A 14,809-nucleotide genomic window follows, 5' to 3' on the forward strand; every position below is an offset into this window, starting at 1 on the left:
ACGTGGAGGCGGCCAGGTACCTGCTGTCGCGCCGGTCTGGATGATCGAGGCGTAGGTCGAGGGACGGCCGATGCCGTACTCTTCCAGCGCCTTCACCAGCGCCGCTTCGGTGAAGCGCGGCGGCGGCTGGGTGAAATGCTGCTCGGCCAGGATGCGTTCCAGCGGCACGCGGTCGCCGGGCTTCATCGCCGGCAGCTTGCGGCCTTCGTCCTCGTCCTCGGCACTCTTGTTGTCCTTGCCTTCCTCGTACACGGCCAGGAAGCCGGGCACCACCACGGTGGTACCGCTGGCGCGGAACACGTGTTCGCTGCCGGCCGACAGGTCGACGCTGACGGTGTTGAGGGTAGCCGGAATCATCTGGCAGGCCACCGCACGCTTCCAGATCAGCTCGTACAGGCGGCGCTCGTCGTCGGTGAGGAAGCGCGCCACCTGGGCCGGGGTACGCAGGGCCGAGGTCGGGCGAACGGCTTCGTGCGCTTCCTGGGCGTTCTTCGACTTGGTCTGGTAGGTGTTGGGCTGGTCCGGCAGCGAGGCGATGCCGTAATCGCGGGCGATCACATCGCGGATCTCGGCCAGCGCATCCTGCGACAGGTTCACCGAGTCGGTACGCATGTAGGAGATCAGGCCGACGGTGCCCTCGTCGCCGATGGCCACGCCTTCATACAGCTTCTGTGCCACCTGCATGGTCTTGCGGGTGGTGAAGCCCAGCTTGCGCGAGGCTTCCTGCTGCAGGGTGGAGGTGGTGAACGGCGGCGCCGGGCGACGCTTGCGCTCCTTGCTGGCCACGTCGGTGACGTGCAGCGAGCCCTGCGCGGCCTGCTGGATGCGCAGGCGGGCGGCCTCGGCGGTGTCGCCGTCGGTGACGGTGAACTGCTCGAACTTCTGCCCGTCCAGCTTGATCAGCTTGGCGTTGAAATGCTGGCTCGGATGCGCGCATTCGGCGGCGATGGACCAGTATTCGCGGGCAATGAAGGCTTCGATCTCTTCCTCGCGCTCGACGATCATGCGCAGTGCCGGGCTCTGCACGCGGCCGGCGGACAGGCCACGCTGCACCTTGCGCCACAGCACCGGCGACAGATTGAACCCGACCAGGTAATCCAGCGCGCGGCGCGCCTGCTGGGCGTCCACCAGGTCGCTGGCGATGGCGCGCGGCTGGTTGATGGCTTCCTTGATGGCGCGCGGGGTGATCTCGGTGAAGACCACGCGCTGCATCGGCTTGTCCTTGACCAGCCCGCGTTCCTTCAGGATTTCGGCGATATGCCAGCTGATCGCCTCACCCTCGCGATCCGGGTCGGTCGCCAGCAGGATGTCGTCGGCGCCCTTGGCGGCCTTGGCGATGGCATCGACGTGCTTCTCGTTCTTGTCGATGACGTCGTAATGCATGGCAAACCCGTTGTCCGGGTCGACCGCGCCTTCCTTCGGAATCAGGTCGCGCACATGCCCATACGAGGCCAGGACGGTGTAATCCTTGCCGAGGTATTTGTTGATCGTCTTGGCCTTGGCCGGCGATTCGACGATGAGCAGGTGCTTGGGCATGTCGGGAAAGGTCTGTGGGCGGACCGGGGGAAGGGGCCGCTAGGGTGGAGCAAACGGCCGCATTAGTGAAGCGGCCACGGGCAAATCCATAAACTGAACGCCCGGTAATGTGCCGGGCGTTCAGGTTTCCTTATTAGAGGAATCACGCCCGGACCGGCCCTGTCAAGGGGCGGAGCGTGAGGACGGGGCCCTGTGGACCCCGTCGCGGCCTGCCTCAGCCGGCCATGCGGGCGGCCATCGCCACCACGCCGATCAGCAGCGCGAACAGGCCGAATACACCGATGCCGCCGAGGGCCAGGACCACGATGGTGACCGTGCCCAGCTCGCGGCGCTGCAGGTGCGGCTGGTCGGTGAAGGCCCAGCGGTCCACCACCACGGTGTCGCACATCATGTCGTGCAGGGCCTGCTTGCGGTCGGTGAAGGCCGCCATCAGGTAACCGATGCACAGCAGGATGCTGCTGAGGATGGTGGCGAAATAGCGACCGATGCTGCGGCCCAGGGTGATGCGTTCGCCGGAGCTGCGCACGACCTTGATGCCCACGGCCATCTTGCCCAGGGTGGCACCGCCGCGCGAGGCGTGGAACCAGCCGTAGTAGCCCATGCCGATGAGCAGACCGACCAGGCCGCTGACCGCCTGGATGAGCAGCTCGGTGCCCGTGCCGCCGCTGCCAGCCACGCCGACGACGGCGCCCAGCACGCCGCCGAGCAGTCCGCTGGGAATGACCAGCACCACGTAATCGATGAGGTAGGCAGCCACGCGCTTCCAGAAGCCGGCGTAGACCACTTCACCGCCCTGGACCGCACGCGAGTAGTCGCTGCTGGCCGCACCCGGGGCGCTGTAGGGGGAGCGGCTCAGCGCACCGGTGCCGGGCAGCGGCGCGGTGCCGTTGTCGATGGCGGCGTAGTCACCGCGCAGGTCGAAGCCGCCCGAGGCGCTGCTGTCGGTGGCCTCGGCCAGGGTCTGCAGGCCCAGCTCATCCACCACCTGGCGCAGCGCCGCCCACTGGCCCATGCCTTCGCGCCACACCAGTGTGTCCAGGGTCAGTTGCCCGCGCTGGAAGCGCTGGCGGATATCGGTGACCGGGAACGGTCCCTGGCGTTGCTGGCCTTCTGCGTAATACCACTCAGTCATTGCGTTCCCCTGTTGGGTCGTCCTTGGAAGTCATGCGGCCTGTGGTGCCTGCGGCTCAGCCGCGGCACTGCACGGGCAGATACTTGTCGTCGCTTTCGCCGGTGCATTCCCAGCGGCCGCTTTCACGGTCGTATTCCTGCCAGAGCAGATCACCGTCGATCGCCTTGCCGGGCGCGGCCAGGGTGGCCTCGATGCCGCAATGGCCGTTGTTGAAGCGGCCGATGTGCACCGCCGACAGGCCCTGGCTGGCGAAGCTGCCCGCCTCCGGGAAGCCGGCGTCGTTGGCGCCCGGGCAGCGGCCCTGGTCGTCGGCGAAGCGCTGTACCTGTTCCTTCACTGGCTGCAGGGCCGTGATCGCCCCGGCGACCTTCGCCTTGAGGGTGTAATCGTTGTAGGCGGGCAGGGCGATGGCGGCCAGAATGGCCACGATCGGCACCAGCACGAGCAGGGCGACGCCGCCGATGATGGCCGTCAGCGCGCAGCCGGACAGGCCCTTTTTCGGGGGCGGCAGGTGGGTGCTGGCGGCGGTGTACGGGGTTCCAGGCGGCAGCACCGGCGGCTGCGGTGCCACCGGCGGCGGTGGAGCACCGGCCGCGGCGTCCACGGCCGGCACGATCAGGCCCAGTTCGTCGACCACGCTGCGCAGGGGCTGCCACTGCGGCAGCCCGTCACGCCAGACCAGGGTGTCGAGGGTGATCTCGTTGCTGCGGAAAAGCGCGATCAACTGTTCCGCCGGCAACGGGCCTTGCTGGCGGTTGCCTTGGGCATGGAACCACTCACTCACGGGAACGCTCCTGAATGCGCACGGTCCCCAAGTGTAAGGTCAGTGCAGGGGTTCTGGCTCGTCCATGAACATCTGCGTTTCCATCCAGGCATAGGCCGCCTCGGCGCCCGGCTGGTTGAACAGCACCATCAGCACGACCCACTTCAGGTCGTCCAGATCCAGTTCGTCCTGGTCCAGGGCCATGGCACGGTCCAGCACCAGCTCGCGCTGGTCGGCATCGAGGATGCCGTGCTGTTCCAGGTACAGCAGGAAGCCGCGGCATTCCACGTCCAGCTTGTCCAGCTCGGGGCCGTGGAAAACGCGCACGGGACCGTCGACCCGGGCCTGCGCCACGCTCGGCCGTTGTGCGGCCAGCGCGTCGAGCCAGTCGAACGCCTTGTTGATCTCGGTGGGGCTGAAACCGGCCTGGATCAGGCCATTCTGCAGCGAGTCGCGGTCACGGATCAGGTCCGCATCTTCGCTGAAATAGTGTTCAAACAGGTACAGCAATACGTCCAGGATGCTCTCTTTCATTGCCCCTCGGCCTGCGTCGCGCGACGCTGTGGAGGTGAAGAAACTAGGGAGTTCGACAGTAGCGGCCGTGTACGCACACCACGATTCCCGCCAGTTCCATGGCCAGCAGCATGGATGACACCTCAGGCGCCGTCAATCCACAACGCGCGATCAATGAATCCATACTGCTTGGGTTGTGGTCCAGCGCCCGCCACAAGCGCTGGTAGTCAGGGTCGTTCGCCCACCGGTCCGGCAGGGCTGCAAGGGAAGCCTGTTCAGTGGGGGCGGCCAGCCGGCTTTGCAAGCCGGGCAGTTGCTGGCGCAGGGCAGGGGCCAGCAGTTCGAGCATGTCTTCGGGGCGCTCGACCAGGGCCACGCCTTCACGGATCAGGCGGTGGCAGCCGGCGGCCCGCGGGTTCAGCACCGAGCCGGGCACGGCACCGACCTCGCGGCCGGCCTCGGCCGCCAGGCGGGCGGTGATCAGCGCGCCGGAGCGGTGGGCCGCTTCGATCACCACCGTGGCCAGGGCGAGCCCGGCTACGAGTCGGTTGCGTGCGGGGAACTGCCCGGGCCGCGCCGGGGTACCCGGCGGGTACTCGCTGAGCAGCGTGCCCTCGCTGGCAATGCGGGTCTGCAGGCGGGCATTGCCGGGCGGATAGGCCTGGTCCGGGCCGGTGCCGATGACGGCCACCGTGTGCCCGCCCGCGTCCAGCGCTGCGGTATGGGCAGCGGCATCGATGCCGGCGGCTAGGCCGCTGGTGACCGCCAGACCGGCCTCGACGAAGCAGCCGGCAAAGCGCGCCGCCAGCGCGCGCCCGGTTGGCGTGGGCGAGCGGCTGCCGACCACGGCCACCGCAGGGTGCCAGGCCAGGCTGGCATCGCCGGCCACGAACAGGGCCAGCGGCGGCTGCGGGATGTCCTGCAGCAGCGGCGGGAAGGCCGGGTCGGTGCAGCCGAGCAGCTGCTGACCGGGGTGTTGCAGCCAGCGCAGGGTGGCGGCCAGTGCGGCCGGGTCGGGCTGCTGCAGGGCCGCGCATTGTTCGGCGGAACAGCCGTGGGCACGCCAGCCGGGCACCCCCAGGGCGAGGGCGGCGGAGGCATCGCCGCTGGCGAGCAGCAGGGCGCGGCGTGGCGCCAGTGGCCCGCCGGCCAGGACCAGGCGGGCGAGGGCTTCGGCAGAGTGATCTGAACAGGGCATCGGCCGACTATCCGACACAGGCGACGAACGCGCCCTAGGGCGCGTTCGCATGGTGTTGTCAGGGGAATCCGCTGCAGTCGGGGTAGAGTCGACCGTTGGTCGACTGCCGCGCGAAGAGCAGTCGACCAACGGTCGACTTTACCGGGGTGGCTGGGGGCGGGTAGAGTCGACTGTCAGTCGACTATCGCGCGCAGCGCGGTGTTTTCGCAGGCTGATCGGAGAGCAGTCGACCAACGGTCGACTCTACCGGGGCGGCTGGGGCGGGGTTTTCGCGTGGTCCGGGCCACAAACGACGAAGGCGCCCTGGGGCGCCTTCGCGTAGCAGTCGACCAACGGTCGACTCTACTTCGCGTCCGGGTGCTGAGCGCTGTAGCCCACCTTCACCGGTTTCACGCCCTGCATCACCAGCGCGTAGCTGACGTTGTCGAAGGTGCGGAACACCATCGCATGGGCGGCATACTCGTCCGGCAGGCTGACCCGGCCCGCACCGGTGGACGGCGAATCGTCCATGCGCGAGGAGTTCGGGTACTTCATGCGGTGGGCAACATGGCTGCCTTGGCGCCACAGCGAGAAGACCGTGCCGTTGTCCACGCCCTGGCTGCGGCCGGCGGAGATGGCGATAACGTCACGCGGGCCACCGGCATTGAACATGTCGGCCACGGCCAGCACGCGTACGTCCAGGCCTTCGAGGCTGGCCGTCGGCACATGCGGGAAAAACTGCAGGTCGTACGGCTGGGCTTCCACCGGTACCAGGCGGTCACCGGCGCGCACTTCGCGGCCGTTGGTGTTGGCGTCCAGCACCAGGGTGGAGGCTTCCGTCCTGCCGCCAGCCACCTGGGTGATGGTGCCCAGGCCGACCTGGGCCAGTTCATAGCCCAGCACGCCGCGGCGGTGGTTGGGTGCGTTGTAGGCCTTCCACAGGTTGCCGCTGCCCGGGGTGACATCGCCGTTGGCGGTCAGGTCCTCGGTGGGCTTGGGCTGGGCGTAGCGCACGGTCGGGCGGACCACGGCCCAGCGCTGGCCGACCTGGGCATCGGCCAGGCGGACATACACGGTCTGGCCGCTGGTGGCGCGCAGACGGTTGTCTTCTAGGCCAGCCACGTAGGGCAGCTGGTCGATGCTGTCGACCACGCTCAGCTGCTTCAGGAAGGGTTCGACCTCGGCAAGCGGCACGCCGGTGACCGGGGCTTCCGTGCGCGGGCCGGGCTGGGCCGTCACGCGGTCCAGGTAGGCCAGGCTGAGCACGTCACCCGGGTAGATGAGATGCGGGTTGGCGATCTGCGGATTGGCCTGCCAGATCTCCGGCCACAGCCAGGGCTTCTGCAGGAAACGGCCTGCGATGTCCCACAGCGTGTCCCCTTTGCGGACCACATAGGTGTCCGGGTGCCCGCCATTCACTTCAACGGCGGTAGCATAGGCAGCCACGGTCAGCATCGCCGCGGCGACGACCGTACGAAAACGAAGCAACATAGGTGTGAAGCCCTGATTCCCCAACAGGTTCGCGCACTATAGTCCAGAAACCGGGGCGCAAGGCAAGCGTTGCAGATAGAATCTGGGACGTATGCCGGCGTATCCCCGGCCCTCAACCCGGAAACAGCCATGGCTCTGCTCCCCATTCTCGAGTTCCCCGATCCGCGCCTGCGTACCAAGGCTGCGTTGATCGACGCTGCCGAGGTCACCACCCCGGCCTTCCAGACCCTCATCGATGACATGTTCCAGACCATGTACGACGCGCCCGGCATCGGCCTGGCCGCCAGCCAGGTGGACGTGCACAAGCGCTTCATGGTCATCGACGTGAGCGAAGAGAAGAACGAGCCGCGGGTGTTCATCAACCCGGAGATCGTCGCCAAGGACGGGGGGCAGGTGTATCAGGAAGGCTGCCTGTCGGTGCCCGGCATCTTCGCCGACGTCACCCGCGCCGATACCATCACCGTGAAGTTCCTGGACCGCCAGGGGCAGCCGCAGGAGTTGAGCACGGACGGCCTGCTGGCCGTGTGCGTGCAGCATGAGATGGACCACCTGGACGGCAAGCTGTTCATCGATTACCTGTCGCCGCTGAAGCGCGAAATGGTCCGCAAGAAGCTGGCCAAGCAGCGCAAGCACGTGGCCTGACCGCCATCGCGGGCCGCCCTCCGCGGTGGCCCCTGCCTGCGCGTCCCGTGCGGGCTGCACGGCGCCGGCCGACGGCGCCGTTGTTCTTTCTGCACGCATCCATCCTGCAAGTGGGGTAGCCATGAGGATTGTCTTTGCCGGTACGCCGGAATTCGCGGTGTCGTCGCTGCGCGCGGCCGCACGCCATCACGAGGTCGTGGCCGTCTACACCCAGCCTGACCGCCCGGCCGGTCGTGGCCGTGGCCTGGCGCCGTCACCGGTCAAGCTGGAGGCGGTGGCCCGTGGCATTCCCGTCTACCAGCCGGAAACCCTGAAGGACCCGGCCGCCCAGCAGCAGCTGCGCGACCTGCAGCCGGACCTGATGGTGGTGGTGGCCTACGGCCTGATACTGCCCAAGGCGGTATTGAACATCCCCACCCATGGCTGCTGGAACGTGCATGCCTCGCTGCTGCCGCGCTGGCGTGGCGCCGCGCCGATCCAGCGCGCGATCCAGGCCGGCGATGCCAGCACCGGCGTGTGCCTGATGCAGATGGAAGCGGGCCTGGATACCGGCCCGGTGCTGCTGCACCAGGAACTGCCGATTGCCGCCACTGCCACCGGTGGCGACCTGCACGACCAGCTGGCCGAAAGGGGCGCGCAGGTGTTGTCCGACGGCCTGGGCCTGCTGCGCGCGGGCATCAAGCCGATCGCCCGGCCACAGCCGGAACAGGGCGTGACCTATGCACACAAGCTGGACAAGGCCGAGGCCAAGCTGGATTGGGCGCAGGATGCGCAGGCACTGGCGCGCACCGTGCGTGCGTTCAACCCGTGGCCCATCGCCGAAGCGCAGTTGGCCGGCGAGCGCGTGCGCATCCATGGCGCCGTGGCGCTGGACCTGGCCCACGGCCAGGCACCGGGCACCGTGCTGGCCGCCGGCCGCGAAGGCATCGACATCGCGTGCGGCCAGGGTGCCCTGCGCCTGCGCGTGCTGCAGCGTGAGGGCGGCAAGGCGATCACCGCCGCCGACTACCTCAATGCCCGTCGCGACCTGCGCGTGGGAGCGTAAGCCGGTGTCGAAACAGAACGATTTTTCCATCGCCAAGGCGGCACCGGGTGCGGCCACCCGCATGCTGGCCGCGCGCGTGCTGGCACAGGTGTTCACCCGTGGCCGTTCGCTGAAGGCTGAACTGGCCTGGGCCCTGCCCAAGCTGGCCGATACCCGCGATCGCGCGCTGCTGGAAGCGTTGTGCTTCGCGGTCCTGCGCCGCCGCAGCACCTATGACGCCGCGCTGCAGGCGTGGATGCAGAAGCCGCTGTCGGCGCGCGATGCGGATCTGCGCACCCTGCTGATGGTGGGTTTCGCCCAGCTGGACGTGCTGGAACTGCCTGCCCATGCAGCCTTGTCGGCCACCGTCGACGCGGCGCGTGCACTCGGCCGTGAGCGCCAGGCAGGGCTGGTCAACGCCATCCTGCGCCGTGCGCAGCGCGAGGGCTTCCCTGAACAACCCGCCCGCGACGCGTTCCCGGCCTGGCTGGCCGAGGCGATCGAGCGCGATTGGCCGCAGCAGGCCGAGGCCATCTTCAGCGCCAGCCTGCAGCCGGCCCCCTTATGGCTGCGTGCCAACCGCCAGCACGGCGGCCGCGACAAGGCGCTGGCCGCGCTGGCAGAGGCCGGCATCGGCGCCGAAGCCAGCCCGCTCAGTGCCGATGCGCTGCGCCTGGTCGAGGCCAGCCCGGTCAACCAGCTGCCGGGCTTTGCCGAGGGCGCGCTGTCGGTGCAGGACCTGTCGGCGCAGTGCGCCGCCGATGCGCTGGCACCGCCGGCGCGCGCGCGGGTGCTCGATGCCTGCGCCGCGCCGGGCGGCAAGTCGGCACACCTGCTGGAACGTGACCCGAGCCTGCGCCTGCTGGCGCTGGACATCGATGCGCGGCGCCTGGCGCGGGCCAAGGACACTTACGCACGCACCGGCGTGGGCGATCACGTGCAGACCCAGGTCGCCGACGCCAGCGACACCGCGTCCTGGTGGGACGGCACCCCGTTCGACGCCATCCTGCTGGATGCACCGTGCTCGGCCACGGGCGTCATCCGCCGCCAGCCGGACGTGATGTTCCACCGCCGTGCCGAGGACATCGAGGCCCTGGTGGGCGTGCAGGCGCGCCTGCTGGAGGCCTGCTGGTCGATGCTGCGCCCGGGCGGCGTGCTGCTGTATGCCACCTGCTCGATCCTGCGCGCCGAGAACGTGGACCAGGTGCGGGCCTTCCTGAAGTGGCACCCGGATGCCAGTGCGTTGGCGCTGGGTGACGCATTCGGCCTGGACTGCGAAGGCATCGCCCGCCAGCGCCTGCCCGGTGAAGACGATGCTGACGGATTCTTCTACGCGCGTCTGCTAAAAACAGCCTGACCCCGTCGCCGTCCGAGTTCCCATGCTGAAAACCCGCGCGTCACGCGAGACGTGGTTGTTCATAGTGATGGCCCTGCTGGTGCTGGGCGCGGGGCTCGGATTGCGCGACCCCTGGCCGTCGGACGAACCGCGCTTCGCTCTGGTCGCCAGGCAGATGGTGGACAGCGGCCAGTGGTTGTTTCCGCATCGTGGGCTGGAGCTGTATTCGGACAAGCCGCCGATGCTCATGTGGTGGCAGGCCACGCTGTACAGCGTGATCGGCAATTGGCGGGTGGCTTTCCTGCTGCCCTCGCTGATCGCGGCGCTGGGCACCCTGTGGTGCGTGGTCGATCTGGGCAGGCGGCTGTGGATGCGCCGGGTCGGGCTGTACGCCGGCTGGGCGCTGCTGTTCGCGCTGCAGTTCACCTTCCAGGCCAAGAAGGCGCAGATCGATCCGCTGCTGGTGCTGTTCATCACCCTGGCCAACTACGGCCTGCTGCGCCACCTGCTGCTGGGGCCAGCCTGGCGCTGGTGGTGGGCCGGCTGGTTCTTTGCCGGCATCGGCGTCATCACCAAGGGCGTGGGGATGCTGGCACTGCTGATGATCCTGCCGGCGGCCATCGCTTCGGCGCTGCACTGGCCGCGGGTGCGCCTGCATGCGCGCGATCTGCGTTTCTGGCTTGCGCCGCTGGCCTTCGCGCTGGCGGTCGCGCTGTGGCTGGTGCCGATGGTGATGACCGCGTTGGCGACGAGGTCGGGCGAGTACCAGGCTTACCTGGATGACATCCTGTTCCGGCAGACGGCCAAGCGCTATACGCAGTCCTGGGACCACCACCAGCCCTGGTGGTACTTCCTGGCCACGATGCCGTCGATGTGGGTGCCGGCATTCCTGGCCCTGCCGTGGGCGATCCCGGCGTGGCGGCGGCGCCTGCGGCGGCGTGACCCGCGCTACCTGCTGCCGCTGGTCTGGTGGCTGTTGATCGTGCTGTTCTTTTCCTTCCCGCATGGCAAGCGTGATGTCTACATCCTGCCGGCGCTGCCGATGTTCTGCCTGGCGTTGGCACCGCTGGTACCGGGCCTGCTGCGCCGGCGCGACGTGCAGCGCGTGCTGGGCGGCTTCACCCTGCTGCTGGCGCTGGGCATGCTGGTGGCCGGCGCATCGTCCCTGTTGGGGACGCCGGGTTTCGAGGCGCGGCTGTTGCTCGAGCGCGGGTTGGCCCCGGCTGGGATGGATGCCATGGCCTGGGCCGCCCTGGCCATGGGCGCGGCGGGCGTGACCGGCCTCCTGCTGTCCGGGCCGGCGCGACGCCACCTTGCGCTGGTGTCGATGCTGACCGTGGTGTGGGTGCTTTACAGCCTGGTGGGCTACCCGGTGCTGAACGATTCCAGCTCGGCCAGGGGCCTGATGCGCTCGGTCGGCGTACGCATCGGTGCCGACGCCGAACTGGGCCTGGTCGCCTGGAAGGAGCAGAACCTGCTGATGGCCGACCGCCCGGCGGCGACGTTCGGCTTCAACGTGCCGTGGCATGAACAGCTGCAGGCCGGAGTGCAGTGGCAGCGGCTGGCACCGCAACGGCGCTGGCTGCTGGTCCAGGAGGATGTGCTGCTGGGCTGCGTGGACCGCAACGCGGCGGTGCTGGCCGGTATCGCCAACCGGCGCCGTTGGTGGCTGGTACCGGCGGCGGCGGTGCATGGCCCCTGCGTGCCCAGCGCCGCCGAACTGAAACGTGAACGGCGGTTGCAGCGGAATGAGGAATAACGTGGCCGCTGGGTTGTCCAGACTGCCCAAGCGTGGACAAAGGCAGTAAAACATCAGGCGGGCGGTGCCGACACGGGCTGCCGTTTTCTTCCGCATGACCCCAGCGATCACTCCCGACGTGCCAGCTTTACCGGACAACCTGAGCCCCCGCCGCGCCGACCCGCTGCCCGTTCCCACAGGCGGTCGCCACGGCGCCGCGCATTGGATCGCGCAGATCGGCCTGTTCTGCATGCCCGCGCTGGTGCTGACCGTACCGATCAACCTGTTGCCGTATGCACTGACTCTGCTGGCCAGCACGCTGCTGGCGCCGGAGCTGCTGTGGCGCGCGCGTGGCATGGGCGGCACACCCGTGCGCGCGCTGACCTGGCTGATGCTGGCGGCGGTGGCGCTGGGCCTGCTCTCGGTGGTGCTGTTCGAGCAGGGGCTGCGCGACGTCGACAACCGTTCGCGGTTCCTGGTCTTGCCATGGATCGCGCTCTGGGTCTGTGCGCTGCGGCCGGACCTGCGCTGGCTCTGGCGCGGCGCGCTGGCCGGACTGCTGGCCACCTTCGTACTGTCGCTGGTGCAGGTACTGCAGGGCGCGCCGCGTGCCGAGCTGAGTACCAACGCCATCGTGCTGGCCGACATCGTGGTCATGCTGATGGTGCTGCTGGTGTTCTGCCGTCCATCGCGGCGCTGGTCGCTGGTGATCCTGGGCATGGCGGCCGGCTGCGGCACCATCGTGCTGACCGGCAGCCGTGGCGTGTTCGCCGCGCTGCTGGCACTGCTGGTGGCAATGGCGCTCAGCCTGCGCTGGCGTACCGGCGTGGCACGCCTGTCGGTGCTGGCCGGCATGCTGGCCATCGGTGCCACGCTGCTGATGTCAGTGCCCGAACTGCGCCACCAGGTACGCCTGACCGAGCTGCACAGTGATGTGCAGAAGCTGGAAAAGGGTGACGTCGATTCCTCCGCCGGTGCGCGCGTGGAGCGCATGCAGGTGGCCTGGCAGACCTTCCTCGAGCATCCGTTGACCGGGGTGGGCATAGGCCACTTCGACAGCGCCATGAAGCGCGTGCCGGTCTGCCGTGCGGACCCGGAAGAACAGCGCTGCCACTTGGGCCATGCGCACAACGATGTGGCCGAATGGGCGGCCACCCAGGGCCTTCCGGGCCTGCTGATGCTGATTGCCGTGTATGGCGTGCCGCTGTGGGTGTTCGTCTACCTGCACCGGCGCAGCGGGCGGGTGACGTTCCGTGGGCCAGCGGCGGCCGGGGTGATGATCGTCATCGCCTATGTGCTGTGTGGGCTGACCCAGTCGATGTTCGCCCACCAGATGACGGCCAGCTTCTACGTCACCATCGTCGCCCTGCTCACCGGGCTGTCGCTGCTGGAAGGCGCGCGGCAGCGAGCCGCAGCCTGACACGCGGCCGCCGGGCATGGCCCGGCGCTACCGGTGGGTTCCCTGTTGGTCGGTACAGATGCCGCATGGCCCAGAGTTACCGGTGGGGCCGACCGTTGGTCGGCACAGATGCCGGATCATTCCTCGCGCGGGTCGGCCACGGCCTGGCCGTTGCCCAGCATCCACAGCATGATGGTCTTCTGCCGCACATAATTGGCGCGGACGTAGGCATATACCAGGCCGTGCCAGCCATCGCGGAACCCCCCCCGGAACACGAAGCCACGCCAGAACCGCCAAGCCGGGGCCAGCACCAGCTTGCCCAGGGTGGCGCGCTTGCCGCGTGCGAATTCGTGCTCGGCCATCATCCGCGCGTACTTTTCGGTCTTGGCCAACTGCTGCTGCAGGGAGCGGTAGGGGTAGTGGATGAGGTCACCGCGCAGGGTGCCGACGCTGCCGTCGACGCTGGCGGCTTCGTGGATCTCGCGCTTGCCGCGCCAGCCGCCCTGGCGCCGGTCGAACAGCCGCATCACCCGGTCCGGATAGGCATTGCCGTGGCGCAGGAACCTGCCGAAGTACTCCGACAGGCGCGCGAAACGGTAGCCAGCGTGGCCGGCAAAGCCGCCGTCGCGCACCTGCTCGATGGCCGCGCGCAGCTCGGGGCTGATGCGCTCGTCGGCGTCCAGGCACAGCACCCAGTCGTGGCTGGCCTGTTCGACGCAGAACGCCTTCTGGCTGCGGAAGCCCTCGAACGGGCGCTGCAGCACGCGCGCACCGGCCGCCTCGGCAATGGCTACCGTGGCATCGGTGGACAGCGAGTCCACCACCACGATCTCATCGCAGAAGGCCAGCGAGGCCAGACAGTCGCCGATGCGCCCGGCCTCGTTGAACGCGATAATGCACGCCGAGATGCGAAGCCGTTCGATGGGAGCGGTCGTGGAGGACATGATGGCCGGGTACCTGTTGTTTGCGACGGAGCGCTATGCGCTGCCTATTCTCGCCCCGTTGGCGCAGGCCTTGCACGCGTCCGGGCAGGAGGTGGCCGCATGGTTCGAGGGCGGCGCGGCTGGCAGCAGCCTGCCTGGTGTGCCCAACATCGGACTGAAGCAGGCCCTGGCGATGCGCCCGCGCGCGGTATTCAGCGCCGCCAACTGGGTGCCGACCTTCCTTTCCGGGGCCAAGGTGCAGCTGTTCCATGGCTTCAACGTGGAGAAGCGGGACAGTGCACGCGGCCATTTCCGGGTGCGCGGCATGTTCGACCTGTACTGCACGCAGGGGCCGGCCACCACCACACCGTTCCGGCAGATCGCCGGGCAGCAGGGCCACTTCGCGGTGGCCGAAACCGGCTGGCCGAAGCTTGACCCGCTGTTCCGCGACGATGGCGGTGAGAGTGCTGCGCTGCGCACGCCGGCCGCCGGTCGTCCGGTCATCCTGTTCGGCTCGACCTTCACCGAGCGGTTGAGCGCCGCACCGCACCTGCTGGCGCCGATCGCTGCCGACATCGCCACCGGCGACCGCTACTGGCTGCTGACCCTGCACCCGAAGTGCCCGCCGGATCTGTTCGAGCGCTACCGCGCGCTGGCCGGCGCCAATGCGCGCTTCATCGAACCGGAGCAGGTGATGGCGGCGCAGCGCGCGGCCGATGTGCTGGTCTCGGACACGTCTTCGATCGTTTCGGAGTTCATCGTCCAGCACAAACCGGTGGTGACCTTCCGTAACCGCGTGCCGAAGCCGCACATGATCGACTTCGACGACGCCACCCAGCTGCCGGCGATGCTGCAGCGCGCCCTGCACCCGGAGGCCGCGCTGCAGGCCGAGATCGTGCGCTATGCCGACGCCATCCACCCGTACCGCGACGGGCGATCCAGCGAGCGGGTGATCGCCGCCACCGAGGATTTCCTGTCGGGCGAAATGGGCGCGCTGCGCCGCAAGCCGTTCGGCAGCTGGATGCGCGATCTGCAGATCCGCAAGGACCTGGGCTACTGGGGCCCCTCACAGCGGTGATGGGTAGAGTCGACCGTTGGTCGACTGCTGTTGATCCTGCGCCCGAAAACCCCGCGC

Annotated in this window: 13 protein-coding genes; 6 read left to right on the forward strand and 7 right to left on the reverse strand. The window is 68.7% G+C overall.

Annotation, left to right across the window (positions count from 1 at the left end; translation table 11 throughout):
- The 6 genes from topA to ACQKDV_RS13140 all read right to left on the reverse strand — a co-directional run.
- The coding region (gene topA, locus ACQKDV_RS13115) for a type I DNA topoisomerase (protein WP_427784153.1) at positions 1-1,536 on the reverse strand (1,536 nt) is incomplete at its 3' end.
- 214 nt (positions 1,537-1,750) lie between these two features.
- Positions 1,751-2,668 carry an RDD family protein gene (locus tag ACQKDV_RS13120; RefSeq protein WP_427784154.1) on the reverse strand — a complete coding sequence of 306 codons (918 nt, stop codon included), beginning with the start codon at positions 2,666-2,668 and terminating at the stop codon, positions 1,751-1,753.
- 55 nt (positions 2,669-2,723) lie between these two features.
- A complete protein-coding gene (locus ACQKDV_RS13125; protein WP_427784155.1) occupies positions 2,724-3,452 on the reverse strand; it encodes a GYF domain-containing protein in 729 nt (242 codons plus the stop codon).
- A gap of 39 nt (positions 3,453-3,491) precedes the next feature.
- A complete protein-coding gene (locus ACQKDV_RS13130; protein ID WP_079223647.1) occupies positions 3,492-3,965 on the reverse strand; it encodes a DUF494 family protein in 474 nt (157 codons plus the stop codon).
- Positions 3,966-4,008: 43 nt separating this feature from the next.
- The gene (dprA, locus tag ACQKDV_RS13135) at positions 4,009-5,142 is read right to left on the reverse strand and encodes a DNA-processing protein DprA (protein ID WP_427784156.1); all 1,134 of its coding nucleotides are present in this window, start codon (positions 5,140-5,142) and stop codon (positions 4,009-4,011) included.
- 342 nt (positions 5,143-5,484) lie between these two features.
- Positions 5,485-6,612, reverse strand: a complete 1,128-nt coding sequence (locus tag ACQKDV_RS13140; protein WP_427784157.1) for a LysM peptidoglycan-binding domain-containing protein — start codon at positions 6,610-6,612, stop codon at positions 5,485-5,487.
- A gap of 129 nt (positions 6,613-6,741) precedes the next feature.
- On the opposite strand from ACQKDV_RS13140, the gene def reads away from it, so the two are divergent.
- The 5 genes from def (at position 6,742) to ACQKDV_RS13165 (ending at position 12,772) form a co-directional block, all read left to right on the forward strand.
- Positions 6,742-7,254: a peptide deformylase gene (def, locus tag ACQKDV_RS13145; RefSeq protein WP_427784158.1), complete on the forward strand. Its 513-nt coding sequence runs from the start codon at positions 6,742-6,744 to the stop codon at positions 7,252-7,254.
- Between the two features lie 121 nt (positions 7,255-7,375).
- Complete coding sequence (gene fmt / locus ACQKDV_RS13150; RefSeq protein WP_427784160.1) at positions 7,376-8,299, forward strand: methionyl-tRNA formyltransferase; 924 nt, start codon at positions 7,376-7,378, stop codon at positions 8,297-8,299.
- A 4-nt stretch (positions 8,300-8,303) separates the two neighbouring features.
- Positions 8,304-9,635 (forward strand): 16S rRNA (cytosine(967)-C(5))-methyltransferase RsmB, encoded by a 1,332-nt coding sequence (gene rsmB, locus ACQKDV_RS13155; RefSeq protein WP_427784162.1) that lies wholly within the window; start codon positions 8,304-8,306, stop codon positions 9,633-9,635.
- A gap of 22 nt (positions 9,636-9,657) precedes the next feature.
- A complete protein-coding gene (locus ACQKDV_RS13160; RefSeq protein WP_427784163.1) occupies positions 9,658-11,373 on the forward strand; it encodes an ArnT family glycosyltransferase in 1,716 nt (571 codons plus the stop codon).
- 94 nt (positions 11,374-11,467) lie between these two features.
- Positions 11,468-12,772, forward strand: a complete 1,305-nt coding sequence (locus ACQKDV_RS13165) for an O-antigen ligase family protein (protein ID WP_427784166.1) — start codon at positions 11,468-11,470, stop codon at positions 12,770-12,772.
- Positions 12,773-12,888: 116 nt separating this feature from the next.
- On the opposite strand, the gene ACQKDV_RS13170 is transcribed toward ACQKDV_RS13165, so the two are convergent.
- Positions 12,889-13,695, reverse strand: coding sequence for a glycosyltransferase family 2 protein (locus tag ACQKDV_RS13170; RefSeq protein ID WP_427784168.1), 807 nt, complete (start codon positions 13,693-13,695; stop codon positions 12,889-12,891).
- On the opposite strand from ACQKDV_RS13170, the gene ACQKDV_RS13175 reads away from it, so the two are divergent.
- Positions 13,694-14,752 carry a CDP-glycerol glycerophosphotransferase family protein gene (locus tag ACQKDV_RS13175; protein ID WP_427784171.1) on the forward strand — a complete coding sequence of 353 codons (1,059 nt, stop codon included), beginning with the start codon at positions 13,694-13,696 and terminating at the stop codon, positions 14,750-14,752. The genes ACQKDV_RS13170 and ACQKDV_RS13175 overlap by 2 nt on opposite strands.
- Positions 14,753-14,809 lie beyond the last annotated feature (57 nt).

The organism is Stenotrophomonas sp. NPDC077659 (assembly GCF_050268705.1).
Taxonomy (GTDB): Bacteria; Pseudomonadota; Gammaproteobacteria; order Xanthomonadales; family Xanthomonadaceae; genus Stenotrophomonas.